Here is a 25243-nt window from a genome sequence, read left to right as displayed (position 1 = left end):
CACCATTTTTGTGTTTTACGAAACCGTGGCGGGATTATTTCGAACTCAATCCGAATGTCAAACGAAATATCACAGATGCGTGAGACAACTCTGAATACGAGCCCTATTCGAGCGCTGTCTCGATCAGCCGGACCTCGGTCTCCTCGCAGATCTTGCGGATCGAGGGTATCTCGCAACGATCGGTGATGAAGGTATTCACCTGCGAAAGATGACCGATCCGAACCGGCGCCATGCGCTCGAATTTGGTCCGGTCGGAGACCAGAATGACATGGCGGGCATTGGCGATGATGGCCTGCGCCACCTTCACCTCGCGGAAATCGAAATCGAGCAGCGCGCCGTCATGGTCGATCGCCGAGGCGCCGATGACGGCGTAATCGACCTTGAACTGGCGGATGAAATCGACGGCCGCCTCGCCGACAATGCCGCCGTCGGAGCCGCGCACCACACCGCCGGCGATCACCACCTCGATCGTAGGATAGATACGCATCCTATTGGCAACATTGATGTTATTGGTGATGATCATAAGCCCGTTATGGTCGAGCAACGCCTTGCTGACGGCCTCCGTCGTGGTGCCGATATTGATGAACAGCGAGGCGTTGTCCGGGATCAGCCTCGCCGCCGCGCCGCCGATCGCTTCCTTCTCGTCGGCGGCAATCTTGCGCCGCGCCTCATACTCCATGTTCTCGATGCCGGACGGGAACAGCGCGCCGCCATGGATGCGGGTCAGCAGGCGCTGATCGCACAGGTCGTTGAGGTCCTTGCGGATGGTCTGCGGCGTTACGTTGAAATGCGTCGCTAGGTCATCGACCAGCACCCGGCCATGGTCTTTCGCCATCTGGATGATTTCGGCGTGGCGTGGCGAAAGAAACATCGCGCATCCTCTCGTTTTCGTTTTTCCCCTCTATACGAGAAAACGAAAGCGGTGAAAAGGCAACCGGTCGGCTAATGAAAATTTCGGGCGGCCGCAATCAACACGCCGCCCACACCAGGTATCAGACGCGCTCCGCCACCTTGCGCTCGGCGGAAGCGGCCTTGCCCGGTGAGCGGATCATCAGAAACCTGCCCGACCAGTTCCCGCGGATACGCCAGGTCCCTTCGATCTCGGTGGCATCGCCGTTCAGGCGTCCGCTGTAGTCGATCGGCTGCACATGCGATCCGGCATTGGCGTAGGTTTTCACGAAAACAACCGCCCTGCCGTCGCGCCGCCCCTCCAACGCCGCATAACGCAAGGCGCTGCCGGCCGGACCGGCGGGTTCGTGGGTCGTTCCCGTCAGACGGGATGCCGTCTCGAAAAGCGTCGCAACGAAGGAGCCCGGCGCCAGCTCGCGCGGATAGAAATAGCGGCTATTCCAGACGCCTGTCAGATTTTGCGCCGCAGCTTCGCCGACGGTCACGATCTTCTCCCCGGCCGCGGTTCGACAGCTATCTCAGGATGCGAGCGATCTTGCACATTCGCAGATGACACTGAAGGCCGCATCGACATCCGCTGCAGTCGAATCGAACTGGCCGGCCTGGAAGCGGATGGCGACCCGCCCATCGACCCGCGTCTGCGTGAGATAGATCCGGCCATCGGCATTGATGGCGTCGACCAGGCGCAGATTGTGCTCGTCCAAATCCGCGCCGGGCGTCGCGCGATGCCGGAACGAAAACAGCGACAGCATGGGTTCGGTGACAAGCTCGAAATCCGCTTCCTTGGCCAGGCGCGCGGCAAGCCCTTCGCTCCAGGCGACATGGTTGCGGATCATGTTGCGCAAACCTTCAAGGCCATGGGCACGCAGCAGAAACCAGAGTTTCAGCGCGCGGAAGCGGCGCCCGAGCGGCACCGACCATTCCGAATAGTTGATGATGCCGTCATGGCCGCGCGTCTTCAGATAATCCGGCTTGATCGCCAGCGTGCGCACGAGGTCTCCCGGCTGGCGCACGAATTGGATCGAGCAATCGAACTGCGCGCCCAGCCATTTGTGCGGGTTGAAAACAATGGAATCCGCGTCTTCGACGCCGGTCCAGAAATGCCGGTATTCCGGGCAGATCATCGCCGACCCAGCCCAGGCGGCGTCGACATGCAGGTAAAGCCCGTGCCGCTTCGCAATCGCGGCCACCGCCGCAATGTCGTCTGTGCCGCCGGTGCTGGTGCCGCCGACACAGGCGATGATGCCCGCTGGCAGAAGCGCCATTTCGCGGTCGGCGACGATGGCGGCCTCCAGCGCCGCCGTGTCCATCGCGCAGAAGCGTCCGCTAACCGGGACGCGGACGAGGTTTTCCTCACCGATGCCGGAGACCCAGATGGCGCGGTCGATCGAGGTGTGGACCTGGTTGGAGGAATAGACGCGGAGCCTGCCCTGCCCGGCCAGCCCCTTCTTGTTACCCTGCCAGTCGAGCGTCCGCTCGCGCATGGTGAGCACCGCAGCAAGCGTCGCCGACGAGGCCGAATCCTGGATGACGCCGGAAAAGCCTTCCGGCAGGCCAAGCGCCTGGCGCATCCAGTCGACGATGCGCATCTCGAGCTCGGTCGCCGCCGGCGAGGTCTGCCACAGCATGCACTGCGCGGCCATCGCCGAGACAAGATATTCCGCCACGACCGAAACCGGCGCTGCATTGGCCGGGAAATAAGCGAAGAAGCGCGGATGCTGCCAATGCGTCATGCCCGGCACGATCTTCGCTTCGAAATCGGCGAAGATCTTTTCCATCGGCTCAGGCATTTCGGGCGGCGAGGTCTCTATGCTCCTGAAAATCTCGCCCGGCGCGATGGCCGGCCGCACGGGTCGGTCGCGCAGACCGGCACGATAATCGACGCCCCAATCGGCCGCCCGCCTCGACCAGTCGCGGAATTCGTCATTGTCCATGCTTCCTCCAAACGGCTTGCCGGACGCGCTGACCAGTCGGATCGCCTCAGATTTTGATTAACATGTTAAATACGTCGAGGCAATGGCCGGCAATTTCGCCCGGCCTGCGCTACCCTGGAAAATCCGGCAGGCTGGCAAAAGCCGTCTTGAGCGCGTTCGACCAGCCCTCGGAAATGGCGAGATAGTACTGATCGTCCCGACCGATACGTTTCTTCAGGCCGACCTTCAACGTGTCCTGTTCCAGGAACAAAAGGTCGAGCGGAAGGCCGACCGACAGGTTCGACTTCAGCGTCGAGTCAAACGAGACCAGCAGCAGTTTCACGGTCTCGGCCAGGCTCATCGCGCGATCATAGGCTCGGATGATGATCGGCTTGCCGTATTTAGTCTCGCCGATCTGGAAGAACGGCGTGTCGTCGGTCGATTCGATGAAATTGCCCTCGGGGTAGATCATGAACAGCCTGGGCGGGCTCCCCTTGATCTGGCCGCCGAGAATGAAGGAGGCATTGAAATAGGAATCCGCCTTCTCGCCATCCGGCGACGCATGCGCGATAACTTCCTTGACCGTATCCCCGACCAGCCGCACCGTCTGGTACATGGAGGGCGTCTCGAGCAATTTCTCATGCCGCTCGCCGATCGCCTTGTTGCGCTCGTCGAGCAGGCTGACGACCGCCTGCGTCGTGGCAAGGTTGCCGGCCGACATCAGCACAATCACCCGCTCGCCCGGTTGCTCCCAGACATGCATCTTCTTGAAGGTCGAGATCGAATCCATGCCGGCATTGGTACGCGTATCCGACATGAACACGAGCCCGCGATCGATCTTGAGGCCGACGCAATAGGTCATGGTCTCTCTTCTGCTAAAGCAATTCCAGGAAAAGTGTGTAGCGGTTTTCCGTCCGGAATTGCGTAGAAACAATGAGATAGAACGGTTCGGCGATTCTATCAAACGCTGAACCGCTCTATCGATTCCTGCGGAGATTACTGCTCCACCGTGACGGTGACGGCAAGCTTCTCTTCCGCCTGGCCCAGCACTATCCCCGACACCGGCGAAGCGTCGCGATAGTCGCGTCCCGTCGCCACCCGCACATAGCGCTCGTCAGGCGAGATGCCGTTGGCCGGGTCGAAGGCAACCCAGCCGAGCCCGGAAACATGGACCTCCGCCCAGGCATGGCTCGCCGCCTGTTCGACAGCGGCGTCCATCATCAGATAGCCGCTGACGTAACGTGCGGGAAAACCCATCACGCGCGCGGCGGCCACGAAGATGTGGCTGTGGTCCTGGCAGACGCCGGATTTCAGCGCCAGGGCCTCCTCCGCCGGCGTCACGACGCTGGTCGTGCCCGGTCTGTAGGCGACGCGCTCGCCGATAGCGCCCATCAGCGCGTGCAGCCGCTCGATCTCGGTGCCCTGCCCGATCGTACCGGCCAATTCACGTATGCCCTCGCCGGCGGTGGTGAGCGGCGTCTGCTGCCCGAACAGCCAGAGCGGCGCAAAGCCCTGATGCGGACCCGTCACGCCTGCCGTGTCATGCGTGGTCACGTCTCCCATAGCCTCGACAGTGATTGCGCTGTGGCCGCTCTCGGCGCTCATCAGCCGCGTCTCGTTGCCGAAATGGTCGATAAAGCGCGCCTCCTCGCGCGCGCCTTCGACCTTGATCGCCCACGAGCCGATGGTCTGCGTGCGCCCGCTGGAAGGCAGCAGGCGCAGCCGCTGCAGCAGATACTGCACCGGCGCATCGTAATGGTACTCGGTGCGATGGGTTATCTTGAGCCGCATGGTGCCCGCCTCGGTGTCAGCGCACGGTCAGAAGAAACGATAATCCTGGGCGATCTCGTCGCCCAGCCTGGTGTTGTCGCGAATGAACTCGGCCAGGAACTCGTGCAGGCCGTGATCGAATATGTCCTTGATCGAACCCTTCTTGAGTAGCGCCTGGATTTTTTCGGCCGTGCCGTGGCAGGCATGGCGTTCGCCATAATCATCGGCGAGGAATTTCAGGTGCTCGCCGAGAAAGCGGTAGCAGAAGGTCAGCGAGCGCGGCATGCGAACATTGAGGATCAGATAGTCGGCAATATTCGTCGGCTTATAGTCGGCTTCATAAACCCAGCGATAGGAGCGGTGCGCCGACACCGAGCGCAGGATCGACTCCCACTGGTAGTTGTCCAGCGTCGAGCCGACCCAGGACAGCGAAGGCAAGAGCACATAATATTTCACGTCAAGGATGCGCGCCGTGTTGTCGGCGCGCTCGACATAGGTGCCGAGCTGCGAGAAATCGAAAATCTCGTTGCGCAGCATCGTGCCGTAGAACGAACCGCGGATCAGCGCTGTCTCGCGCTTGATGGCATCGAGCACCGTCGGCAGGTCGCGTTCGTCGATCGGCCTCGCAAGCATACGCTTCAGCGACATCCAGGCTTCGTTGATGCTTTCCCAGGTCTCGCGCGTCAGCGCCGTGCGCACCATGCGGGCATTGTTGCGCGCCGTCTCGATCGACGACATCGTGCTCGACGGGTTCGAGGTGTCGCGCAGCAGGAAGTCGGAGACGTTGGCTGCGGTGTAGTCCTGATACTTCTGGCTGAAGGCGATGTCCGAGCCGGCACTGAGCAGCACCGAGTTCCATTCCTCCGACGCGCTCTGAGTGCGCGTCAGCGCCATGCGCAGACCGGCATCGACGAGGCGCGCCATGTTTTCGGCCCGCTCGATATAGCGGTTCATCCAGTAGAGACCGTTGGCGGTGCGGCCGAGAAGCATGTGAACGCCCTTCGGGCTAGTGAGTAGGGAATAGTGAGTAGTGACTAGTGACTAGTCGGATTTCAATGGAATATGGCATGCGCTTCCCCTCTTTCACTACTGACTACTGACTACTGACTATTCCCTGCTCACTCGCATCAATCATCCAACACCCAGGTATCCTTCGTCCCGCCGCCCTGCGAGGAATTGACCACCAGAGATCCCTCCTTGAGAGCGACGCGGGTCAGGCCGCCCGGCACGATCTGAATGCGGTCGGAAACCAGCACATAGGGCCGAAGGTCGACATGGCGCGGCGCCAGGCCCTTTTCGGTCAGGATCGGGCAGGTCGACAGCGCCAGCGTCGGCTGGGCGATGTAGTTCGAAGGCTTTGCATGCAGCTTCTTGGCGAACTCCTGGCATTCCTTCTTGGTCGCCGCCGGGCCGACCAGCATGCCGTAGCCGCCGGAGCCATGCACTTCCTTGATGACGAGTTCGTGGATGTGCTCGAGCACATATTTGAGGCTGTCCGCTTCCGAGCAGCGCCAGGTCGGGATGTTGCCGAGGATCGCCTTGCGGCCGGTGTAGAACTCGACGATCTCCGGCATGTAGGAATAGATCGCCTTGTCGTCGGCAATGCCGGTGCCAGGCGCGTTGGCGATGGTGATGTTGCCGGCGCGGTAGACATCCATGATGCCCGGCACGCCAAGTGCCGAGTCCGGCCGGAAGGTCAGCGGATCGAGGAAGGAATCATCGACGCGCCGGTAGAGCACGTCGATCTGTTTGTAGCCTTCGGTCGTGCGCATCGCGACATGGCCGTCGACGACACGCAGATCCTGCCCTTCGACGAGTTGCACACCCATCTGGTCGGCGAGGAAGGCATGTTCGAAATAGGCCGAGTTGTAGGAACCAGGCGTCAGCACGGCGATGGTCGGCGTGCCCTTGGTGCTTTGCGGGCGCACCGCGGCGAGCGACTGGCGCAGGAGCTGCGGATAGTTCTCGACCGGCCGCACCTTGATCTTCTGGAACAGCTCCGGAAAGAGCTGCATCATCGTCTCGCGGTTCTCCAGCATGTAGGAGACGCCCGATGGCGTGCGGGCATTGTCCTCCAGCACGTAGAACTCGTTCTCCGAGATGCGCACGATGTCGACGCCGATGATGTGGGTGTAAACGCCTGCCGGCGGTCTGACGCCGATCATCTCGGGCAGAAACGCCTCGTTCTTGGCGACGAGGTCCCTCGGCACCCGTCCGGCGCGCAGGATCTCCTGGCGGTGGTAGATGTCGTCGAGAAAGGCGTTCAGCGCCTGCACGCGCTGCTCGATGCCCTGCGTCAGCCGGCGCCATTCCTGGCCGGAGAGGATGCGCGGCACAATGTCGAAAGGAATCAGCCGCTCGGAAGCTTCCTGCTCGCCATAGACGGCAAAGGTAATGCCAGTCTTTCGGAAGACGCGCTCGGCGTCCTGCATTTTCTCGGTGAGCCTGGCTGGGTCCTGCTCCTTCAGCCAGCGATCGTAAGCCTCATAAGGTCTTCTCAATCCGGAGACTTCCGGAAGCATTTCGTCGAACGCTGCCAATCGCGTACTCCCCTCTGAGACCATTTCACTGGCCTCGCCGGAGAAAATCAAGAGCAATCGGTGATTTAGGAAGCCGCGGCGGCCACTCTACGCAAATTGCCTAAATTTAAGGCATGAGCGGCATGGCCCGGTCAGCTCCTGCTTCCCGGCGGGGCATCGCCATGCGGTCAGAACGCCCGGAAGGTGACGATGGTGAAAGTGTCTTTGATTCCGGGCAGAACCTGCACCCGTTCGTTGACGAAGTGGCCGACGTCCTCCTCGTCATCGATATAGAATTTGGCGAGCAGGTCGAAATTGCCGGCGGTCGAGTAGATCTCGGAGGCGATCTCGGCATCGGCGAGCGCGCTGGCGACCTCATAGGATTTGCCCAGATCGCATTTAATCTGCACGAAAAATGCCTTCATTGCCCGGTCCTGCCAGCCTGCTTCATAAATGAGCGGCCCTTGTGGCAGACTGCCGCCCGGCTTTCAAGCACCACGCGCGGCGCGCCTCAAAGAGTGCCTGATCCCGCCCCGTGGCGCCGAAATGGCGAAATCTTCGCAGGTCGGTGAAACCATGCCATGTCGAGAAGCGTATGTTAGATTGCGTTCGCCAAGCGAATTCCGGGAGGCAACCCATGCGCCGCGCTTTGTTCGCACTAGCCCTTGTTCCAATGTTGATAGCCTCGCTTGCCTTCGCCGGCGATGCCGAGATCAAGGCCGCCCAGACCGTCATAGACAGCCAGTTGAAGGCCTTCGTCGCCAATGACGGCGCCACCGCCTATAGTTTCGCCGCGCCGAACGTGAAGCAGATCTTTCCGACCGTCGACACCTTCATGAACATGGTGACCAACGGCTACGCGCCGGTGCGCAAGCCCCAATCCTACTCATTCGGCAAGGTCGAGCAGACCGGGCCCGGTTCGATCATCCAGCAGGTGCTGATCGTCGGACCCGACGGCAAGGACTATGAAGCGGTCTATACGCTGCAGCAGCAGCCTGACGGCAGTTTCAAGATCACCGGCTGCAGCCTGCGGGCCTCGACTTCGGTCAGCACTTGAGCAATCACGGAAAAGCGTGTGACGTCCGGACTGGGTCCGCACTCAATCCCGGCGCTGATACAGCGTCCAGCCCAGGCCTGAAAGACCCCAGCTCGTCGAGGCGTCGACACGCTCATAGGCCGGCCTGCAGTCCGGCACGGCATCGACATGTTGCGGCTGCCGGTCGATGGCGCCTTCGAGGATCAGCCAGGACGGACGGACGTCACATATCTTGTCCTTCGCGACAAACGATGCCTGGCGTCCCAGGCGTTTGGCAAAATAGTCGACGATCATGACGGTCCGGAATTCCTGGTTGGTAGCATAGTCCGCCGTGCCGTCGCGCGTCATTTTGTCGACCATCGTGGCGTAGGATCCCCGTCCATATTCATAGAATGGCAGCAGAAGCGTCGTCGTGCCGGCAAGGATTGCCACCATCGCAGCCGCCGCCAACACCCGGTACTTGCCCCCGGCGGCGAAACCACGCCCAAGCAACTCGCCCGCCCACAGCAACATCAATGTCGCGGGAACGAGGAAGTAACGCTGGAATTCGGCATTGGGCAGTCGCGCCATTGCCATGACGATGGGCAATCCGACGATCCCGATGAGGTAGAGGCTGGCCCGCCGGTCGCGCCATATTGCGGCGCAGACGCAGACAAGGGCGCATGCGGCGACAATACAGGCCCAGTCGCCGATCCAATCCGGCACGCCGAACAGATAGCGGATCATTCCGCCATAGCCCTGCGCGAAGGCCTGAAGCGAGAATGGCAAGGCGCCACCGATCCTGAAGCCAAACAGCAGCCTGCCAACGAGCATGCAGGCGGCGAGCGGCAGCACAGCCAGGAAGGCCGGCGCGAAAATCTGACCGAGCTCGACATTGACACGCTCGAAGCTGCCGGTGCGCCGCCAGATGAGCCAGGCGGTCCAGGCTACCAGGACGGCCACGGTTTCCACCATGATGAGATGAGACAGAAATCCGAGGAGGACGATCGCCCCGAACGCGGTGCCCGAACCCCGTTTGTCGAGCCAGCGCTCCAGCAACACGACGGCAAGAAGCGTGAACAACGCCAGGCCGGCATAGCCTCTCGCTTCCGAGCCGTAGTGAACCATCGGATAGCTGATGGCGAACAGCAGGCTTGTGGCGACAGCGGCCCACCGGCCGCGAGCAGCCGCCCCCGCGGCAACGACAGCGCCGACACCGAGCGCTATCGACAGCCCGCGCTGAAGCAATGGCGAGGCATCGGGTCCGATCAAATAGAGGTAGATCGAATTGAGGAAATGATTGTTGTCGTGATTTACGCGCCAGAATATCTGGTCGATCGAGGTGAGCGGCTCAAGCAGCACCAGGCTCCAGATCTCATCCAACCAGAGATCACCACGCGCGCCGAGCAGCCGCAGGACGAGGCCCACCACCCCGACGGCCGCGACAGCCAGCAATACCGCTCCTGACCATTGTTGGGCGGCAGCAACGGGCTCAGAAGAGCCGCTTGCGCGGTTGGTTTTTGCCTCGCCTGACGCTGCGGCTTGTCCCGAGATGAGCAAGGTCTCCGCCTTTGCCTGATATCATCCCGGCAATCTGTATAGTCGCAGTCGTTTCAAAATAGTTCGCACATGCGCAGCCGAGGCCTGCAGCCGCTCAGCGGGCGGGGATATCGCCCCGCGTCCAGCCTTCCGTGATCTTGGCGGCGCGCGCTTCAAAAGCCTGCGCCTCGATGGCTGCCCGGATGTTCTGCATCAACTTCTGATAGTAGGACAGGTTGTTCCAGGTCAGCAGCATGGCGCCGAGCCCCTCCTGCGAGCGCACCAGGTGATGCAGATAGGCTCGCGAGTAATCACGCGCGGCCGGGCAATCGCTTTCCTCGTCGAGCGGCCGCGGATCGTCGGCATGGCGGGCGTTCCTGAGATTGACCTTGCCGCGGCGCGTGTAGGCCAGGCCATGGCGGCCGGCGCGGGTCGGCATCACGCAGTCGAACATGTCGATGCCGCGTGCCACCGATTTCAGGATATCGTCCGGCGTGCCGACGCCCATCAGGTAGCGCGGCTTGTCGGCCGGCAGTTCCGGGCAGGTGATGTCGAGCATCTCCAGCATCACCGATTGCGGCTCGCCGACCGCGAGCCCGCCGACGGCATAGCCTTTCAGGTCCATCGCCTTCAGCGCCTGCGCCGAACGCACGCGCAAGGCCGCGCTGTCGCCGCCCTGGACAATGCCGAACATCGCCTTGCCCGGCTGGTCGCCGAACGCCGTCTTGCAGCGCTCGGCCCAGCGAAGCGACAATTCCATGGCGCGCTCGATCTCGTTGGCCTTGGCCGGGAGCGCTGTGCATTCGTCGAGCTGCATCTGGATGTCGGAATCAAGCAACCCCTGGATCTCGATCGACCGCTCCGGCGACATTTCGTAGGGCGCGCCGTCGATATGCGAGCGGAAGGTGACGCCGTGTTCGGTCAGTTTCCTGAGCTTCGACAGCGACATGACCTGGAAGCCGCCGCTGTCGGTCAGGATCGGATAGGGCCAGCGCGCGAATTCATGCAGGCCGCCAAGCCTGGCCACGCGCTCGGCGCCGGGCCGCAGCATCAGGTGGTAGGTGTTGCCGAGGATGATGTCGGCGCCGACCCCGCGCACCTGGTCCATATACATGGCCTTGACGGTGCCGCCGGTGCCCACCGGCATGAAGGCCGGCGTGCGGATCTCGCCGCGCGGCATCGACACCAGGCCGCGCCGCGCCCTGCCGTCGGTGGCGGTGAGCTTGAAGGAGAAATTCTCAGCCATTGAATTCCTTGTCGTGCACCGGCGCACCGGGCGCCTGCTCGTCGAGCGACTGCCGGTAGCGGATGCAGCCGCGCATGAATTTCGGCCATGGCGGCACCGCGATCGCCGGCTCGGTCTTTTCCGGCAGCAGGCCCCAGAGGTCGGGGTGATGCCAACAGAGATCATGTCCGGTCGTGTCGCGATGCACGCGGATGCCGGCGCGCAGCTTCTTCACCTCAGCAATCAGGCTGTTGCGGTCCATGCTGTCGAGATCATCGTCCATCGCTCGTCTCCGCTCGGTAAAGCAGGCTGGCGTCGCCATAGGAATAGAACCTGTAGCGGCTCTCGATGGCATGCGCATAGGCAGAACGCATCGTCTCCAGCCCGCTGAAGGCCGAGACCAGCATGAACAGCGTCGAGCGCGGCAGGTGGAAATTGGTCATCAGCATATCGGCCGTGCGGAAGCGATAGCCCGGCGTGATGAAGATGTCGGTCGGTCCGGACCAGGGCTCGATCCTGCCGTCTTCGCGCGCCGCGCTCTCCAGCAGGCGCAGCGATGTCGTGCCGACAGCGATGACGCGGCCTCCCCGTGCCTTGGCCGCGTTGAGCGCCTCCGCAGTCTCGGGACTCACCAAGCCGGTCTCGGCATGCATCTTGTGATCGGCCGTGTCGTCGGCCTTCACCGGCAGGAAGGTGCCGGCGCCGACATGCAGCGTGACGAAACGGCGCTCGACACCCTTGGCGTCGAGCCCGGCAAACAGCTCCGGCGTGAAATGTAGGCCGGCGGTCGGGGCCGCGACCGCGCCCTCGTCCCTGGCATAGATGGTTTGGTAGTCGCTGCGGTCGCGCTCGTCATCATCGCGCTTCGAGGCGATATAGGGCGGCAACGGAATGTGGCCGACGGCGTGCAGCGCCTCGTCGAGGAACGGTCCGGAAACGTCGAAGCCGAGGAGCGCCTCGCCCGCCTCGCCCTTTTCGATCACCGTGGCGTCGAGCTGGCCGAGAAAGCACGAATTGGCGTCATGGCCGAAATGGATGCGGTCACCGGCGGCGATGCGCTTGCCCGGCCGCATGAAGGCCTGCCAGCGGTCCGGCGCCACGCGCATATGAAGCGTCGCCTCGACCTGCGCCATTGCCTCGCCACGCCTGCGGATGCCTTTCAGCTGAGCCGGAATGACCTTGGTGTCGTTGAACACCAGCACGTCGCCTTCGCGCAGCAGCGACGGCAGATCGCTGACGGTGCGGTCCTGTGGCGTTTCGCCCGGTTTGACAACCAGCAGCCTGGCACTGTCGCGCGGCTCCGCCGGGCGAAGCGCGATGCGCTCCTCCGGCAGGTCGAAGTCGAACAGGTCGACGCGCATCAGTAGAGCCGGATGAGCAGCGCCCCGGCTAGCAGCAGCACGGCGCCGGCGACGCGGCCAAGCGATATTTCGCGCACCGCGACGCCAAGGAAACCGGCGCGGTCGATCAGCATGCCGGCGAGCAGTTGCCAGGCGACCAGGAAGGCCATGAGCGCAGCCGCGCCGATGCGCGGCGTGAGGATCGTCGACAGCGTCACGTAAAAACCGCCGAGCATGCCACCGGCGATGAACAGCCAGGGCGCCGGCGCCTTCCAGTCGAGCGCGATGCCTTGCAGCTTCACCACCGCGAAGGCAATGATGCCAAGGACGATGGCGCCCGACAGGAAGGAGAACGCCGCGGCCGCGACCGGAAGGCCGAGGCCGCGCGCCAATTGCGAGTTGATCGGCGCCTGTATGGCGATGAAGGCGCCGGACAGGATGCCAAGCAGGGACCAGACTGCGCCCATCATCCTTTGCCTTTACTTGACGTCGGCCGCGACTTTCAGCGACACGATCTTGTCGGGATCCTGAACCGGCTCGCCGCGCTTGATCTTGTCGACATTCTCCATGCCTTCGATGACCTGGCCCCACACCGTGTACTGACGGTTGAGGAAGGCAGCATCGTCGAAGCAGATGAAGAACTGCGAGTTCGCCGAATTCGGGTTCTGGGCGCGTGCCATCGAGCAGGCGCCGCGGCCGTGATTGGCGTTGGAGAACTCTGCCTTTAGGTCCGGCTTGTCCGAGCCGCCCATGCCCGCGCGGGACGGGGCGAATGTGGGCTTCGAGGAATTGCCGAACTTGACGTCGCCGGTCTGTGCCATGAAGCCGTCGATGACGCGGTGGAACACCACGCCGTCATAAGCGCCTTCACGCGCCAGCTCCTTGATGCGGGCGACGTGGCCGGGCGCCAGCTCGGGATACATTTCGATGACGACCTGGCCCTTGGTCGTTTCCATGATGAGCGCGTTCTCGCGGTCCTTGATGTCAGCCATGTCAGAAATCCTTTTTGAAAACTGAGGAAGTTACTTGCCGTCGGCGGCGATGCGAACCTTGATCATGCGGTCGGGGTCGGTGACCGTGCCGTTGTCGGCCTCGTCGCCCTTCTTGATCTTGTCGACGAGGTCCATGCCGCCGACCACCTTGCCGACGATGGTGTACTGGCCATCGAGGTTCGGCGCCGGCGCGAACATGATGAAGAACTGCGAGTTGGCCGAATTCGGATCCTGCGAACGAGCCATGCCGAGAACGCCGCGGGTGAACTGCTCGCTCTGCGAGAATTCGGCCGGCAGGTCGGGCAGGTCGGAACCGCCGGTGCCGACGGCTTCGGGGTTGAAACCCTTCTTCATGTTGCCGAATTTGACGTCGCCGGTCTGGGCCATGAAGCCGTCGATGACGCGGTGGAAGGCGACATTGTCATAGGCGCCGTCACGCACCAGCTTCTTGATCTGCGCGACATGCTTGGGTGCCAGATCGGGACGCAGCGCGATGGTCACGTCGCCATCCTTCAGCGTGATGATCATGGTGTTTTCCTTGTCGGCGGCAACGGCCGGCATGGATGCCGCGAAAAGGCCGGCAAGCACGACAAGGAACGAAGCGAGCTTCTTCAGCTGCATGGGGATCTCCGGGAAAGGCTATTTGGTGAACTTGGCGGTGAGAGCGCCGGCAACGGCCGCCGGCACGAATGGGCGAATGTCGCCGCCCATTGACGCTATCTGGCGCACAAGTGTGGCGGTAATGGTGCGCACCGAAGGGCTCGCAGGCAGAAATACCGTCTGCAATTCCGGCGCCATCGTCTCATTCATGCCGGCCATCTGCATCTCGTAATCGAGGTCGGTGCCGTCGCGCAGCCCCCGGATCATGATCGAAGCGCCGTGCTTGCGGGCCGCGTCGATGACCAGCCCGTCGAAGGAAACGACCTTGATGCGATCGCCGTCGCGGCCGAACTCGGCCTTGGTCGCCGCGTCGATCAGCTTCACGCGTTCCTCGAAGGAAAACAACGGGTTCTTGCCCGGATGAATGCCGATCGCCGCATAGACGGTGTCGGCCACCGCCAGCGACGCCTTGAGCACGTCGAGATGGCCATTGGTCAGCGGGTCGAAGGAGCCTGCGTAAAGGGCGGTGCGTTCGGTCATGGCAGGCTTCTAGCGAGCCTCTCAAACAAAGGCAAATCCCATCGATTGCCTAGAGCAATTCCAGGAAAAGTGTGAGCGGTTTTCCGTTCGGAATTGCGGCAAAACAAAGAGATAGAGCGGCTCGCCGTTTCCATGAAACGGTGAGCCGCTCTAGCCGTGAACCTTTTCGCGCCGATGAACGACAGATGAATGCGACGATCACGAACGCTTCACGCAGCGTTCACTAGTTTGCCGCTTCAAGGGGTGAAACCAAATCCCCATCTCATCGTTGTAAGATGCAGGAGAACACGCAAATGCTGATCTACATGCTTGCCACCGCAATGACCATCGTGATGCTGATCGCGACTGCATTCGGGTTGCATCAGGAAGCAGCGCGAGTGCGCGTCAAGGCCAACACCAAGCGGCTCGATGGTTTCGCCCGACGCAACGTCTATCGTCGTTACTGACCATGATCGCACCGGCCCAGAGGGCCGGTGAAGCTTAGACTAAATCCTATTCCCCCTCGCCCGCATCGTCGGTGCCAGTCTCGCTCGAAGCGACGTCTTCGGCCTCCTCGTCCGACTGCGGCTCCGAAATCCGCTCCACCGAGACAACCTTCTCGCCTTCTGCCGTGTTGAAGATCGTCACGCCTTTGGTGGCGCGGCTGGCGAAGCGTATGCCGTTGACCGGCACGCGGATGACCGTGCCCCCGTCCGAAACCAGCATGATCTGATCGTCATTGCCGACCGGGAAGGTCGCGACCAGACGGCCGATTTCGGTCACTTTCGACACGTCGGTGGCACGAATGCCCTTGCCGCCGCGCCCCGTCAGGCGGAAATCGTAGGACGACGAGCGCTTGCCGTAGCCATACTCGGTCACCGTCAGCACAAGCTGCTCATGCGCCTTGAGGAATTCATAGCGCTCCTCGGAGAGCTCGGCTTCCTCGCCGACCTCTTCATTGGTCAGCGCGATCTCCTCTTCGTCGCCCGTGGCACCAGCGGCAAGCCGGCGCTCCGCCGCCGCGCGTTTAAGATAAGCAGCGCGCTCGGCGGGTGACGCATCGACATTTTCGATCACCGACATCGAGATGATGCGGTCCGTCTCGGCCATGGTTATGCCGCGCACGCCGACGGAATTGCGGCTCTGGAAGACGCGCACATCACCGACCGAGAAGCGGATGCACTGGCCCGAATTCGCCGTCAGAAGCACGTCGTCATTGTCGGTGCAGGTCTCTACGCCGAGGATCTCGTCGCCCTCTTCCTCCAGCTTCATGGCGATCTTGCCGTTGCGGTTGACCTGGACGAAGTCGGACAGCTTGTTGCGGCGCACCGTGCCGCGCGTAGTGGCGAACATCACGTCGAGCTCGCCCCAGCTTGTCTCGTCCTCGGGCAGCGGCATGATCGTGGTGATGCGCTCGCCCTGCTCGAGCGGGAGCATGTTGATCAGCGCCTTGCCGCGCGACTGCGGGTTGCCGATCGGCAGCCGCCAGACCTTTTCCTTGTAGACGATGCCGCGCGAGGAGAAGAACAGCACCGGCGTATGCGTGTTGGCCACGAACAGCCGGGTGACGAAATCCTCTTCCTTGGTCGACATGCCGGAGCGGCCCTTGCCGCCGCGGCGCTGCGCCCGGTAGAGCGAAAGCGGCACGCGCTTGATGTAGCCGGAGTGACTGACGGTAACGACCATGTCCTCGCGCTGGATCAGGTCCTCGTCTTCCATATCCGAACCGCCGTCGGTCAGCTCCGTGCGGCGCGGTGTGCCGAACTCGTCACGGACCGCGACCAGCTCGTCCTTGACGATCTTCTGGATGCGTGCGCGAGACGATAAAATATCAAGGAAATCAACGATCTCAACGCCGATCTTGTTCAACTCGTCGGCGATCTCGTCGCGGCCGAGCGCGGTCAGGCGCTGCAGGCGCAGTTCAAGGATGGCGCGCGCCTGCTCCTCGGAGAGATTGTAGGTGCCGTCCTCGTTGATGCGGTGGCGCGGATCGTCGATCAACTGGATCAGCGGCGCGACGTCGTGAGACGGCCAGCGCCGTTCCATCAACTGCTCGCGCGCCGTCTGCGGATCGGGCGCGGTGCGGATGAGCTTGATCACTTCGTCGATATTGGCGACGGCAATCGCCAGACCGACCAACACATGCGCCCGCTCGCGCGCCTTGCGCAGCAGATACTTCGTACGACGGCTGACGACCTCCTCGCGAAAGCCGACAAAGGCCCTCAGCATGTCGATCAGCGTCATCACTTCCGGCTTGCCGCCGTTGAGCGCCACCATGTTGGCACCGAACGAGGTCTGCAGCGGCGTGAATCGGTAGAGCTGGTTGAGGACGACATCGGCGACCGCGTCGCGCTTCAGCTCGACGACGACGCGGTAGCCCTGGCGGTCGCTCTCGTCGCGGATGTCGGAAATGCCCTCGATGCGCTTGTCGCGCACAAGTTCGGCCATCTTCTCGATCATCGAGGCCTTGTTCACCTGATAGGGAATCTCGGTGACGATGATCGATTCACGATCGTTGCCGCGCTGTTCGATATTGACGCGGCCGCGCATGACGATCGAGCCGCGGCCGGTCGAATAGGCGTTGTAGATGCCGGAACGGCCAAGCACGATGCCGCCGGTCGGGAAATCCGGGCCGGGCACGATCTCCATCAGCGCCGTCAGGTCGATCGCCGGATTGTCGATGATGGCGATGGCGCCGTTGCAGACTTCGGTGAGATTGTGCGGCGGGATGTTGGTGGCCATGCCGACCGCGATGCCGCCGGAGCCGTTGACCAGAAGGTTCGGGAAGCGGGCCGGCAACACCTTGGGCTCGCTGCCGGACGCGTCGTAAGTATCCTGGAAATCGACGGTTTCCTTGTCGATGTCCTCCAGCAGCTCATGCGCGACCTTGGTGAGCCTGGACTCGGTGTAGCGCATCGCCGCCGGCGGATCGCCGTCGATCGAGCCGAAATTGCCCTGACCGTCGATCAGCGGCACGCGCAGCGACCAGTCCTGCGCCATGCGCACCAGGGCGTCATAGATCGAGGCGTCGCCATGCGGATGGTATTTACCCATCACGTCGGCGACCGGGCGCGCCGACTTCACATATTTGCGGTTCCAATGGTAGCCGCTCTCATGCGAGGCGTAGAGGATGCGACGATGCACGGGCTTCAGGCCATCGCGCACGTCGGGCAGCGCGCGGCTGACGATCACGCTCATGGCGTAATCGAGATAGGAGCGCTGCATCTCCTCGATGATCGAAATCGGCTCGATGCCGGTGGGGCCGCCGTCCGGCCCGCGCGGTGTCTTCTGGTCGGTCAAATCAGGTCACAATCCTGTCGGGAATCACTGCATTCTTATATAGGAAGCCTCGCCGAAACTCCAATGTCGACCGGACTTTTCCAGAGACAATTTTGATGGTAATTTCAAATGGATACCGCTGATTGCGACGATATGGCCACGGTCGTTTTCGCCGTCATGCGGCAAGGTCGGCGATGGATCGGGCAAAAACCGCAAGCGCACTGAAACTGGCCTCATGGCTGCCTTTGCGGGCGCTGAGCGGCTGGGGCGTCAAGGACCTCAACGGCGATCTGGCGGCCGGCATCACGCTCGCGGCGATCGCCATTCCCGAACAGATGGCGACGGCGCGCCTCGGCGGCTTCGCGCCGGAGATCGGTTTCTTCGCCTTTGTCGCCGGATCGGTGGGCTTCGCGCTGTTCGGCGCCAACCGCCACCTGTCGGCCGGCGCGGATTCGACGATCACGCCATTGTTCGCCGGCGGCCTGGCGCTGATCGCCACCTCCAGTTCGCCGCATTATCTGGCGCTGGCGGCAATGCTGGCGCTCATGGTGGGGTTGCTGGTGGCGATCAGCGGCATTTTCCGTCTCGGCTGGATTGCCGATCTTCTCTCGGTCCCGGTCACGACCGGTTTCCTCGCCGGCATTTCCGTCCATATCATCGTCTCGCAATTGCCGGGTCTGCTCGGCCTGCCGCCGGAAGGTGGCGAGACGGTGCGGCGCGTCGGTGAAATCGCCGCGAGTCTCCACCTCACCAATCCGTGGTGCCTGGCGCTCGGGCTTGGCGTGTTCGCCATCGTCTTCGTCTCGGAGCGTATCAGCCCTCGCATCCCGGCGGCGTTGATCGGCATGGTGCTGGCAACGCTTGCGGTCATCGCCTTCGACCTGAAGAACCGGGGCGTCGAGGTGCTCGGCGCCTTGCCGAACGGGTTGCCGGCTCCCGGCATGCCGACCGCCGACTTTCAGGATGCGCAAGCCCTTGTCCCGCTCGCCCTGCTGATCGCCATTGTCGTCATGGTGCAGACGGCGGCTACCAGCCGCTCCTTCGCGCCGCAGGATGGCGAGGCGCCCGATGTCAACCGCGATTTCGTCGGCGTCGGCGCGGGCAGCATCTTAGCCGGACTGTTCGGCGCCTTTGCCGTGAACGCCAGCCCGCCGCGCACGGCCATCGTCGCCCAGACAGGCGGTCGTTCGCAGCTGTCGGGCCTGATCGCCGCGGCCATCGTGCTGGTGCTCGGCACTTTTGGAGGAAGCCTGCTTGCCAACGTGCCGCAGGCCGCCCTTGCCGGTGTGCTGATGTTCGTGGCCCAGCATATCCTGCGCTGGCAGGTATTCGCCAAGGTCTATCGGCAGGCGGCGGTCGAGTTCGCGCTGATCCTGATCACCATGATCGCGATCGTCGTCCTGCCGATCGAAACCGGCGTCGCGATCGGTATCGGCCTGTCGCTGCTCTACGGCATCTGGGGCTCGACGCGCACGGAGACGATCGAGCTGGCGCAGGTGCCGGGCACGTCGGTCTGGTGGCCGCCGAGCAATTCCATCGCAGGCGAGCAGCACCCAGGCGTGCTGGTGGCGGCCTTCCAGGCGCCGCTTTCCTTCGTCAACGCCGACCGTTTCAAGCGCGGCCTCACCGACCTGATCGATGCCAGAAGCGAGGACGTCAAGCTGGTGGTGCTGGAGGCCAGCAACATCGTCGAGATCGACTACACCGCCGCCCAGGCGCTGATCGACACCATCCGCCATTGTCACGACCACGGCGCGGTCTTCGCTATCGCACGCATGGAATCGCTCCGCGCCCAGGCGGCGCTGAAGCGGTTCGGCATCGCTGAAATCGTCGGCACGCAGCGGATATTCCACAGCGTCGACGCGGCGATCAAAACACTTGGCCCGGGGAAACCGCAGCAGCAAGAACAGGATGGCGTGCCATGATCGACCCACGAGAACCCACAGTGACCCCCGTCCGCGTCGAGGAATTGAGGCCGACCCAGATAACGGTCGGCATGCGGGAGGTTGAGCTGAAGCGCCAGATGATCCGGGAGCAGGACGCCAAGAAGAAGACCGGCGCCTTTCTCGGCAGACACATGGTGCCGGTGGTGCTCGGCCCCAAAAACCGCAACTACGTCACCGATCATCATCATCTCGCCCGCGCTCTGCTCGAGGAAGGCGTCAAGGACGTGCTCGTGACGGTGATCAGCGACCTATCCGCGCTCGACAAGGATGCGTTTCTCTTCGTGCTCGACAATCGCGGCTGGATGCACCCGTTCGACGAGAACGGCCGGCGCCGCGATTACTCGGCGATCCCGAAGACAATCGGCGAGCTGGTCGATGACCCCTACCGGAGCGTGGCGGGCGAGCTGCGCCGGCTGGGCGGATACGCCAAGGACACGACGCCGTTCAGCGAATTCATCTGGGCGGATTTCCTGCGCCGGCGCATCGACCGGAACGCGGTTGCGAAGAACTTCGACAAGGCGATGAAGGACGCCTTGGCGCTCGCCAAGAGCAAGGACGCGGACTATCTGCCTGGATGGTGCGGCCCGACATCGGATTGACGGCGTATTCGACTGACAGCGGCGCGTTAGCCAACGCGGCGGGCGCGATAGGCGCCGGGGGCTGCCCCCATCTCGCGCCGGAACCGGCGGTTGAAGGTCGACAGATCGTTGAAGCCGGCATCGAAGGCGATCGTCGAGATCGGGGCATTCGACGCGCGCAGCCGCACCGCGGCGCGGTGCAGCCTCGTCCTCAGCAGGAACTGATAGGGCGTCATGCCGGCAACCTGCCGGAAGGTGCGCAGGAAATGATACGGGCTGGTCGCCGTGCCGTCCGCGAGTTCGGTCAGCGACACTGGCCGTTCGGCATTGAGCTCGATCAGGCGCACCGCCTCGGCGACGCGTTTCTGGTCGCGGCGGCTGGGTGTCAGGGCGGCTCCGAAAGCGCCGGCCGCGGCCGCGACCACCGCGCCGGCAAGGCGCAGGCCGAGTTCCTCAAACGCGTCCCCGTCGCCTGTTTCCCGTGCCGCCTCCGCCTCTGCCAGCAAGGGTGCCAGCGCCGGCAAGGGCGGCAGGCGCGGATCGGCGAAGCCGAGCCGCTTCGCGCCCGGCAATCCAGCCACCACGCGCTCCAGATAGGCCGGGGAAAAATGGAAGGAAAGGCAGCGGTCGCCGGCGCCATGCTCATGCCCGCATTCGTAGCAGGCGCCGGGATTGCCAAGCAGGATGGCGCCCGGCGCCAGCATCGCCGTGCCCTGGCGGGTGCGATAGCGAAACGTGCCGCTGGTCACCGCCGCAACGCAAAAGCCGCGATGCTCCTCCTCGAATGGCTTGTCGCCGGCGGCTGCCGTGCAAACCACATCGGATACCTGCCAGCCATGCCCGGAAGCCAGAGTTTTCTGCGCGGTCGTCATGGCTGAAAGATAGCAATTTTTCCCAAGCGAAGAACCCTACCACGCCCCTATTGCTCGCCCTCTCCTGACAAGCGAGGCAGCAACCATGACCGATCCCTTTACCGAGGCCCTGCACAGCGACGGCCCCAATCCTGGTCTTGCCGAAAAACTGAAGCTCTATGGCCGCTTCATCGGCGCCTGGACATTCGACGCCACACGCATTCTCAAAGATGGAACCAGGCTCACGGGGCGCGGCGAGGTGCATTTCGGCTGGGTTCTCGAAGGCAGGGCCGTGCAGGATGTCTGGATCCTGCCCGCGCGGAACACTGGTGCCCAGACTTCGCTCGGGCCGTGGACCTTCTACGGCACGACATTGCGCGTCTACGATCCCGCCGCGGACGCCTGGCACATTTTCTGGAGCGACCCGCGCAAGCAGTATTACAGCCGGCAGCTCGGCCGCGCCGAGGACGATACGATCGTCCAGATCGGCGCCGACGGCACCGGCTCGTCGGTGCGCTGGAGCTTTTCGCGCATCACCGGGAACTCTTTCCGCTGGCTTGGCGAGCGTTCGCATGACGGCGGCGAGACCTGGCGCATGGAGGTCGAGTTCCTGGCTCGGCGGATGGATGAAAGTTGAACGCATCGCAGAACGCCGCAGCAAAAATGGGAGCGGCCGCGATCCTTCCCACCCCCCTCTGGCCTGCCGGCCATCTCCCCCGCAAGGGGGGAGATCGGATGTTGCCTCGGCTTTCGCCAATCTCCAACGTCGATAAGCCAATCTCCAATCTCGAATGAACAAGATGGCACGGCTGGCGGAACCGCCGATCTCCCCCCTTGCGGGGGAGATGGCCGGCAGGCCAGAGGGGGGTGCTGTCCCGCAAGCATCAAAGGATTCCTGGTGCACGACAAGATCGGCTCACCAGTTTCCACCGCTCCCGCTTTGCTCTACCAATTGCAGAGCCTGGGCTTTGCCCAGCGGAGGGGACCAGCGATGCCGAGTTTCGACAGCCTGTTCAACGCCTTCGTCACCATCCTGGTGACCATCGACCCGCCGGGGCTGGCGCCGCTTTTCCTCGCCGTGACGCGCGGCATGAACCGCGAGGAGCGCCAGCAGGTCTCGGTGCGCGCTTCGGTGATCGGCTTCCTGGTCATGGCGCTGTTTGCGGTTGCCGGCGCCTCGATCCTGTCGGTGTTTGGCATCACGCTGCCGGCCTTCCGCGTCGCCGGCGGCTTCCTGCTGTTCTTCATCGCCTTCGAAATGGTGTTCGAGCGCCGCCAGGACCGCAAGGAAAAGATCGGCGACGTCGCTATCACCAAGGACATGATCCACAACATCGCCGCCTTCCCGCTGGCGATCCCGCTGATCGCCGGCCCCGGCGCGATTTCGGCAACCGTGCTGCTATCGGGCCACTTCGAAGGCTTTGCCGCTCAGGCAGCGCTCGTCGGCATCATCTTCGTCTGCCTGATCATCACCTATCTGGTGTTCGTGCTGTCGGAACGCATCGACCGCATCCTCGGCCAGACGGGGCGCTCGATCCTGACGCGATTGCTCGGCGTGATCCTCGCGGCACTCGCGGTGCAGTTCGTGGCGGACGGCGTCCGGGCGTTGATGGCCGCCTAGTTCATCGGCGGCGAGCAACTCACCCCTACTGCCTACTGCCTACTGCCTACTGCCTACTGCCTACTGCCTACTGCCTACTTCGCCGCCGTATCGACCACTTCGAAGTCGTGCGTGACCGTTGCCGTCTTGGCCATCATCGCGGTGGCCGAGCAGTATTTCTCGATCGACAGGTCGATCGCCCGTTTCACCTTGTCGCGTGACAGCCCACGGCCCTTGACGATGAAATGCATATGGATGCGGGTGAAGACCCGCGGCTCGGTCTCCGCCCGGTCGGCGTCGAGCTCGACCACGCAATCCTCGACCGCCTCGCGGCCTTTCTCGAGGATGTGCACGACGTCATAGGCCGAGCAGCCGCCAGTGCCGATCAACACCAGCTCCATCGGGCTCGGTCCGGGCGTGTGGCCATCCGGCCCATGCGCCGTGCCCAGCACGACCTTGTGGCCGCTGCCGGATTCGCCGACAAAGGTGCGTTCCTCAACCCATTTGACGCGTGCTTTCACGTTGACCTTCCTTACGAGGTTTCCGTCGCCCTATTGGCCGAACACGACGGCGTGCATGATCCGACCGGGCAGCAGCGTGAAGATGCCGGCGCCGACCAGCGCGAACAGATAGAGCTTGATCATGGCACCACGATGCGCGGCCACCTTATGCGTGTGCGCATACCACGCCGCCAGCGGCACGGTGAACAGCACCAGGATCGACAGGAGATGGATCGGGCTGAACGGACCGACGAGCCGGATCTGCTGGATCCAGAAGCTCGATATGGCGATGACCAGCATCAGCGCCACCCAGGTGTAACCCAGCACGCGGTGACGCGTGGTGCCTTTCGGCAGCGCCAGTTGGGCGCCGCCGACGGCGAGCGCGGCGAAGGCCGCGAATGCATGCCATGGAATGGGTGGAGGCGCCGACAGAAGCGGTCCGAGCGACATCGCGCCTTCCCCTCAAACGATCATTGCGAGACGCTTAGAGAGCAATTCCAGGAAAAGTGCGTAGCGGTTAGGCTCGGCGACTTCGCCGTAGCCTTCCGTCCGGAATTGCGCAAAAACTACACTTAGAACGGGATCTCGTCGTCCAGCTCGCGCGACGAGCCGCCGCCACCGCCGCCCTTGGAACCACCGCCGCCGCCGCCACGGCTAAAACCTTCGTTCGGGCCGGACTGGCCGAAATCCGAGCCGCGACTGCTGCCGCCGGAATAATTTCCGACCTGGCCGCCGCCGCCCTCGCCGCGCGCGTCGAGCATCTGCAACTCGCCGCGGAATTTCTGCAGCACAACCTCCGTCGTGTATTTGTCGGCACCGGTCTGGTCCTGCCATTTGCGGGTCTGCAGCTGGCCCTCCACATAGACCTTCATGCCTTTCTTCAAATACTGCTCTGCCACCTTGGCCAGTTGGTCGTTGAAGATGACGACGTTATGCCACTCGGTCTTTTCCTTGCGCTCGCCCGAGTTCTTGTCGCGCCAGCTTTCCGACGTGGCGATGCGAATGTTGACGACCGGATCACCGGAATTCAGGCGGCGGATTTCAGGGTCCGCCCCGAGATTGCCGACCAGAATGACCTTGTTGACGCTACCCGCCATCTTACTTCTCCGCGCTCATCCGAAACAAATTTTAAGTCGCTCACCTTACAGCCTGCGGGTCGCTCATGCCCGCAAAGGCTGGCTTTTCCCACAAGGTTTTTGTTCTCTTTTCGTTCTAATCATAACCGCCCTTCCTGTCAAGGAATGTCAGCAAAGGCAGCGCCTGAACGCCTGTTTCGATATGGCGATCAAATAGCTGCTTGCCAAATCAATAAGTATCGACTTATGCTTTACTCATGATCGAAGCAGAGATTTTCCGCGCCCTGGCCGACCCGACGCGACGCGCCGTTTACGAGCGGCTGACCGCCAGCGAGATGACCGTGACCGAGCTGCGCGCCGGCATGAGCGTTTCCCAGCCGGCAATCTCGCAACACCTTGCCGTGCTGCGCGGCGCCGGCCTTGTGGTCGAGCGGCGTGCCGGCCGCAACGCCTATTATCGCGCCGATCCGCAAGGGCTCGACCCGCTGCTCGGCTGGGTCGAACGCTACCGCGCCTTCTGGCCAGAGCGCATCGAGAAGTTGAAGACGGTTCTGAAGGGAATGGATCAATGACCAAAGCAGAAAACCCGGCAGCGGCCGAGGCGCGGCTCAGCTTCGAATGCGAGCTTGCCGATCCGCCCGAAAAAGTCTGGCGGGCACTGACAGAGCCGGAACTGCTCGCCGCCTGGATGATGCCGAACGACATGAAGGCGCAAGCCGGCGCCCGCTTTACCTTTGCCGGACCGGATACGCCGATCGAATGCGAGGTGATCGAGACCGAGCCCGGCAAGCTGCTGCGCTATTCCTGGCGCGAGCGGCGTGGCGCGAAAGATGCTGGCCGGCTTCCCGCCCCCGACAGCCCCACGTCCGACAGCCCCGCCTTCGACAGCGTCGTCACCTTCACGCTGGCGCGCACCGCCTCCGGCGGCACACATCTGCGAATCGTCCATGGCGGCTTCGTGCCGGTTGCCGAGCCAGTCCTCGCCATTGCCGGCGCCGGCTGCGGTCTGTCGCTTTATTCGCGCAAGAACCCGACCGCCGCCAATGCGCCCATGATGCTGCGCGCGGCCTGA

Annotated in this window: 29 protein-coding genes; 8 read left to right on the top strand and 21 right to left on the bottom strand. The window is 63.1% G+C overall.

Going from position 1 to position 25243, the window contains the following annotated elements; translation table 11 throughout:
- Positions 1 to 103 precede the first annotated feature (103 nt).
- The 8 genes from ACWGS9_RS03190 to ACWGS9_RS03155 form a co-directional block, all read right to left on the bottom strand.
- Positions 104 to 871, bottom strand: coding sequence for a DeoR/GlpR family DNA-binding transcription regulator (locus ACWGS9_RS03190; RefSeq protein WP_454503848.1), 768 nt, complete (start codon positions 869 to 871; stop codon positions 104 to 106).
- A 121-nt stretch (positions 872 to 992) separates the two neighbouring features.
- Positions 993 to 1394, bottom strand: coding sequence for a hypothetical protein (locus ACWGS9_RS03185; RefSeq protein ID WP_454503847.1), 402 nt, complete (start codon positions 1392 to 1394; stop codon positions 993 to 995).
- A gap of 33 nt (positions 1395 to 1427) precedes the next feature.
- Positions 1428 to 2843: a pyridoxal phosphate-dependent decarboxylase family protein gene (locus ACWGS9_RS03180; RefSeq protein ID WP_454503846.1), complete on the bottom strand. Its 1416-nt coding sequence runs from the start codon at positions 2841 to 2843 to the stop codon at positions 1428 to 1430.
- Positions 2844 to 2952: 109 nt separating this feature from the next.
- Entirely contained in the window at positions 2953 to 3684 is a 732-nt protein-coding gene (locus ACWGS9_RS03175; RefSeq protein WP_320213461.1) for a peptidase, read from the bottom strand.
- A gap of 134 nt (positions 3685 to 3818) precedes the next feature.
- Positions 3819 to 4613, bottom strand: coding sequence for a transglutaminase family protein (locus ACWGS9_RS03170; protein ID WP_454503845.1), 795 nt, complete (start codon positions 4611 to 4613; stop codon positions 3819 to 3821).
- 27 nt (positions 4614 to 4640) lie between these two features.
- Positions 4641 to 5582: an alpha-E domain-containing protein gene (locus tag ACWGS9_RS03165; RefSeq protein ID WP_320213463.1), complete on the bottom strand. Its 942-nt coding sequence runs from the start codon at positions 5580 to 5582 to the stop codon at positions 4641 to 4643.
- Positions 5583 to 5719: 137 nt separating this feature from the next.
- Complete coding sequence (locus ACWGS9_RS03160; protein WP_454503844.1) at positions 5720 to 7132, bottom strand: circularly permuted type 2 ATP-grasp protein; 1413 nt, start codon at positions 7130 to 7132, stop codon at positions 5720 to 5722.
- A gap of 167 nt (positions 7133 to 7299) precedes the next feature.
- Positions 7300 to 7536 carry an Lrp/AsnC ligand binding domain-containing protein gene (locus ACWGS9_RS03155; protein ID WP_454503843.1) on the bottom strand — a complete coding sequence of 79 codons (237 nt, stop codon included), beginning with the start codon at positions 7534 to 7536 and terminating at the stop codon, positions 7300 to 7302.
- 212 nt (positions 7537 to 7748) lie between these two features.
- Here ACWGS9_RS03155 and ACWGS9_RS03150 point away from each other — a divergent pair, with 212 nt between their 5' ends.
- Positions 7749 to 8168 (top strand): DUF4864 domain-containing protein, encoded by a 420-nt coding sequence (locus ACWGS9_RS03150; protein ID WP_454503842.1) that lies wholly within the window; start codon positions 7749 to 7751, stop codon positions 8166 to 8168.
- Positions 8169 to 8210: 42 nt separating this feature from the next.
- On the opposite strand, the gene ACWGS9_RS03145 is transcribed toward ACWGS9_RS03150, so the two are convergent.
- From ACWGS9_RS03145 to coaD, 8 genes are all read right to left on the bottom strand, one after another.
- Positions 8211 to 9581: a hypothetical protein gene (locus ACWGS9_RS03145; protein ID WP_454503841.1), complete on the bottom strand. Its 1371-nt coding sequence runs from the start codon at positions 9579 to 9581 to the stop codon at positions 8211 to 8213.
- 199 nt (positions 9582 to 9780) lie between these two features.
- A complete protein-coding gene (gene tgt / locus ACWGS9_RS03140) occupies positions 9781 to 10911 on the bottom strand; it encodes a tRNA guanosine(34) transglycosylase Tgt (RefSeq protein WP_454503840.1) in 1131 nt (376 codons plus the stop codon).
- The gene (locus ACWGS9_RS03135; RefSeq protein ID WP_454503839.1) at positions 10904 to 11173 is read right to left on the bottom strand and encodes a hypothetical protein; all 270 of its coding nucleotides are present in this window, start codon (positions 11171 to 11173) and stop codon (positions 10904 to 10906) included. Before ACWGS9_RS03135 ends, tgt begins: the two co-directional genes overlap by 8 nt.
- On the bottom strand, positions 11163 to 12251 hold the full coding sequence (gene queA, locus ACWGS9_RS03130) for a tRNA preQ1(34) S-adenosylmethionine ribosyltransferase-isomerase QueA (RefSeq protein WP_454503838.1): 1089 nt from the start codon (positions 12249 to 12251) through the stop codon (positions 11163 to 11165). Before queA ends, ACWGS9_RS03135 begins: the two co-directional genes overlap by 11 nt.
- Entirely contained in the window at positions 12251 to 12700 is a 450-nt protein-coding gene (locus ACWGS9_RS03125; RefSeq protein ID WP_454503837.1) for a DMT family transporter, read from the bottom strand. Before ACWGS9_RS03125 ends, queA begins: the two co-directional genes overlap by 1 nt.
- 9 nt (positions 12701 to 12709) lie before the next feature.
- Complete coding sequence (locus ACWGS9_RS03120) at positions 12710 to 13222, bottom strand: peptidylprolyl isomerase (RefSeq protein ID WP_454503836.1); 513 nt, start codon at positions 13220 to 13222, stop codon at positions 12710 to 12712.
- Positions 13223 to 13252: 30 nt separating this feature from the next.
- Positions 13253 to 13783 (bottom strand): peptidylprolyl isomerase, encoded by a 531-nt coding sequence (locus ACWGS9_RS03115; RefSeq protein WP_454503969.1) that lies wholly within the window; start codon positions 13781 to 13783, stop codon positions 13253 to 13255.
- A 78-nt stretch (positions 13784 to 13861) separates the two neighbouring features.
- Positions 13862 to 14362, bottom strand: coding sequence for a pantetheine-phosphate adenylyltransferase (gene coaD / locus ACWGS9_RS03110; protein WP_320213473.1), 501 nt, complete (start codon positions 14360 to 14362; stop codon positions 13862 to 13864).
- A gap of 293 nt (positions 14363 to 14655) precedes the next feature.
- Here coaD and ACWGS9_RS03105 point away from each other — a divergent pair, with 293 nt between their 5' ends.
- Positions 14656 to 14808, top strand: a complete 153-nt coding sequence (locus tag ACWGS9_RS03105) for a hypothetical protein (protein WP_454503835.1) — start codon at positions 14656 to 14658, stop codon at positions 14806 to 14808.
- Positions 14809 to 14854: 46 nt separating this feature from the next.
- Here the strand turns inward: ACWGS9_RS03105 and gyrA are convergent, their stop codons facing one another.
- Complete coding sequence (gene gyrA, locus ACWGS9_RS03100; protein WP_454503834.1) at positions 14855 to 17641, bottom strand: DNA gyrase subunit A; 2787 nt, start codon at positions 17639 to 17641, stop codon at positions 14855 to 14857.
- Between the two features lie 173 nt (positions 17642 to 17814).
- Between gyrA and ACWGS9_RS03095 the strand changes: the two genes are divergently transcribed.
- Both ACWGS9_RS03095 and ACWGS9_RS03090 read left to right on the top strand, forming a co-directional pair.
- Positions 17815 to 19545: a SulP family inorganic anion transporter gene (locus ACWGS9_RS03095; protein WP_454503833.1), complete on the top strand. Its 1731-nt coding sequence runs from the start codon at positions 17815 to 17817 to the stop codon at positions 19543 to 19545.
- Complete coding sequence (locus ACWGS9_RS03090) at positions 19542 to 20165, top strand: ParB-like protein (RefSeq protein ID WP_454503832.1); 624 nt, start codon at positions 19542 to 19544, stop codon at positions 20163 to 20165. Before ACWGS9_RS03095 ends, ACWGS9_RS03090 begins: the two co-directional genes overlap by 4 nt.
- Positions 20166 to 20191: 26 nt before the next feature.
- On the opposite strand, the gene ACWGS9_RS03085 is transcribed toward ACWGS9_RS03090, so the two are convergent.
- Positions 20192 to 21016, bottom strand: a complete 825-nt coding sequence (locus ACWGS9_RS03085) for a helix-turn-helix transcriptional regulator (protein ID WP_454503831.1) — start codon at positions 21014 to 21016, stop codon at positions 20192 to 20194.
- An 85-nt stretch (positions 21017 to 21101) separates the two neighbouring features.
- On the opposite strand from ACWGS9_RS03085, the gene ACWGS9_RS03080 reads away from it, so the two are divergent.
- Entirely contained in the window at positions 21102 to 21632 is a 531-nt protein-coding gene (locus ACWGS9_RS03080; protein WP_454503830.1) for a hypothetical protein, read from the top strand.
- Between the two features lie 354 nt (positions 21633 to 21986).
- Complete coding sequence (locus tag ACWGS9_RS03075) at positions 21987 to 22616, top strand: MarC family protein (protein WP_454503968.1); 630 nt, start codon at positions 21987 to 21989, stop codon at positions 22614 to 22616.
- Between the two features lie 74 nt (positions 22617 to 22690).
- Here ACWGS9_RS03075 and ACWGS9_RS03070 read toward each other — a convergent pair whose 3' ends face one another.
- The 3 genes from ACWGS9_RS03070 to ACWGS9_RS03060 form a co-directional block, all read right to left on the bottom strand.
- Entirely contained in the window at positions 22691 to 23116 is a 426-nt protein-coding gene (locus tag ACWGS9_RS03070) for an OsmC family protein (RefSeq protein ID WP_454503829.1), read from the bottom strand.
- Positions 23117 to 23146: 30 nt separating this feature from the next.
- Positions 23147 to 23545, bottom strand: coding sequence for a DUF2306 domain-containing protein (locus tag ACWGS9_RS03065; protein ID WP_454503828.1), 399 nt, complete (start codon positions 23543 to 23545; stop codon positions 23147 to 23149).
- A gap of 122 nt (positions 23546 to 23667) precedes the next feature.
- Positions 23668 to 24192: a single-stranded DNA-binding protein gene (locus ACWGS9_RS03060; protein WP_454503827.1), complete on the bottom strand. Its 525-nt coding sequence runs from the start codon at positions 24190 to 24192 to the stop codon at positions 23668 to 23670.
- A gap of 236 nt (positions 24193 to 24428) precedes the next feature.
- On the opposite strand from ACWGS9_RS03060, the gene ACWGS9_RS03055 reads away from it, so the two are divergent.
- Positions 24429 to 24743, top strand: a complete 315-nt coding sequence (locus tag ACWGS9_RS03055; RefSeq protein WP_454503826.1) for an ArsR/SmtB family transcription factor — start codon at positions 24429 to 24431, stop codon at positions 24741 to 24743.
- Complete coding sequence (locus tag ACWGS9_RS03050; RefSeq protein WP_454503825.1) at positions 24740 to 25243, top strand: SRPBCC family protein; 504 nt, start codon at positions 24740 to 24742, stop codon at positions 25241 to 25243. Before ACWGS9_RS03055 ends, ACWGS9_RS03050 begins: the two co-directional genes overlap by 4 nt.

Source organism: Mesorhizobium sp. Arg314, assembly GCF_053714275.1.
Note: the sequence above shows the minus strand (reverse complement) of the source record. Positions and strands in the feature narration are given on the sequence as shown.

Coding starts and splice junctions, on each gene's coding strand:
- ACWGS9_RS03095 (WP_454503833.1), top strand. CDS start 17,815: ATGGATCGGGCAAAAACCGCAAGCGCACTGAAACTGGCCTCATGGCTG.
- ACWGS9_RS03105 (WP_454503835.1), top strand. CDS start 14,656: ATGCTGATCTACATGCTTGCCACCGCAATGACCATCGTGATGCTGATC.
- coaD (WP_320213473.1), bottom strand. CDS start 14,362: ATGACCGAACGCACCGCCCTTTACGCAGGCTCCTTCGACCCGCTGACC.
- ACWGS9_RS03055 (WP_454503826.1), top strand. CDS start 24,429: ATGATCGAAGCAGAGATTTTCCGCGCCCTGGCCGACCCGACGCGACGC.
- ACWGS9_RS03125 (WP_454503837.1), bottom strand. CDS start 12,700: ATGATGGGCGCAGTCTGGTCCCTGCTTGGCATCCTGTCCGGCGCCTTC.
- ACWGS9_RS03085 (WP_454503831.1), bottom strand. CDS start 21,016: ATGACGACCGCGCAGAAAACTCTGGCTTCCGGGCATGGCTGGCAGGTA.
- ACWGS9_RS03075 (WP_454503968.1), top strand. CDS start 21,987: ATGCCGAGTTTCGACAGCCTGTTCAACGCCTTCGTCACCATCCTGGTG.
- ACWGS9_RS03080 (WP_454503830.1), top strand. CDS start 21,102: ATGACCGATCCCTTTACCGAGGCCCTGCACAGCGACGGCCCCAATCCT.
- ACWGS9_RS03115 (WP_454503969.1), bottom strand. CDS start 13,783: ATGCCGGCCGTTGCCGCCGACAAGGAAAACACCATGATCATCACGCTG.
- ACWGS9_RS03090 (WP_454503832.1), top strand. CDS start 19,542: ATGATCGACCCACGAGAACCCACAGTGACCCCCGTCCGCGTCGAGGAA.
- ACWGS9_RS03150 (WP_454503842.1), top strand. CDS start 7,749: ATGCGCCGCGCTTTGTTCGCACTAGCCCTTGTTCCAATGTTGATAGCC.
- tgt (WP_454503840.1), bottom strand. CDS start 10,911: ATGGCTGAGAATTTCTCCTTCAAGCTCACCGCCACCGACGGCAGGGCG.
- ACWGS9_RS03170 (WP_454503845.1), bottom strand. CDS start 4,613: ATGCGGCTCAAGATAACCCATCGCACCGAGTACCATTACGATGCGCCG.
- queA (WP_454503838.1), bottom strand. CDS start 12,251: ATGCGCGTCGACCTGTTCGACTTCGACCTGCCGGAGGAGCGCATCGCG.
- ACWGS9_RS03165 (WP_320213463.1), bottom strand. CDS start 5,582: ATGCTTCTCGGCCGCACCGCCAACGGTCTCTACTGGATGAACCGCTAT.
- ACWGS9_RS03120 (WP_454503836.1), bottom strand. CDS start 13,222: ATGGCTGACATCAAGGACCGCGAGAACGCGCTCATCATGGAAACGACC.
- ACWGS9_RS03175 (WP_320213461.1), bottom strand. CDS start 3,684: ATGACCTATTGCGTCGGCCTCAAGATCGATCGCGGGCTCGTGTTCATG.
- ACWGS9_RS03180 (WP_454503846.1), bottom strand. CDS start 2,843: ATGGACAATGACGAATTCCGCGACTGGTCGAGGCGGGCGGCCGATTGG.
- ACWGS9_RS03065 (WP_454503828.1), bottom strand. CDS start 23,545: ATGTCGCTCGGACCGCTTCTGTCGGCGCCTCCACCCATTCCATGGCAT.
- ACWGS9_RS03050 (WP_454503825.1), top strand. CDS start 24,740: ATGACCAAAGCAGAAAACCCGGCAGCGGCCGAGGCGCGGCTCAGCTTC.
- ACWGS9_RS03060 (WP_454503827.1), bottom strand. CDS start 24,192: ATGGCGGGTAGCGTCAACAAGGTCATTCTGGTCGGCAATCTCGGGGCG.
- ACWGS9_RS03135 (WP_454503839.1), bottom strand. CDS start 11,173: ATGGACGATGATCTCGACAGCATGGACCGCAACAGCCTGATTGCTGAG.
- ACWGS9_RS03190 (WP_454503848.1), bottom strand. CDS start 871: ATGTTTCTTTCGCCACGCCACGCCGAAATCATCCAGATGGCGAAAGAC.
- ACWGS9_RS03155 (WP_454503843.1), bottom strand. CDS start 7,536: ATGAAGGCATTTTTCGTGCAGATTAAATGCGATCTGGGCAAATCCTAT.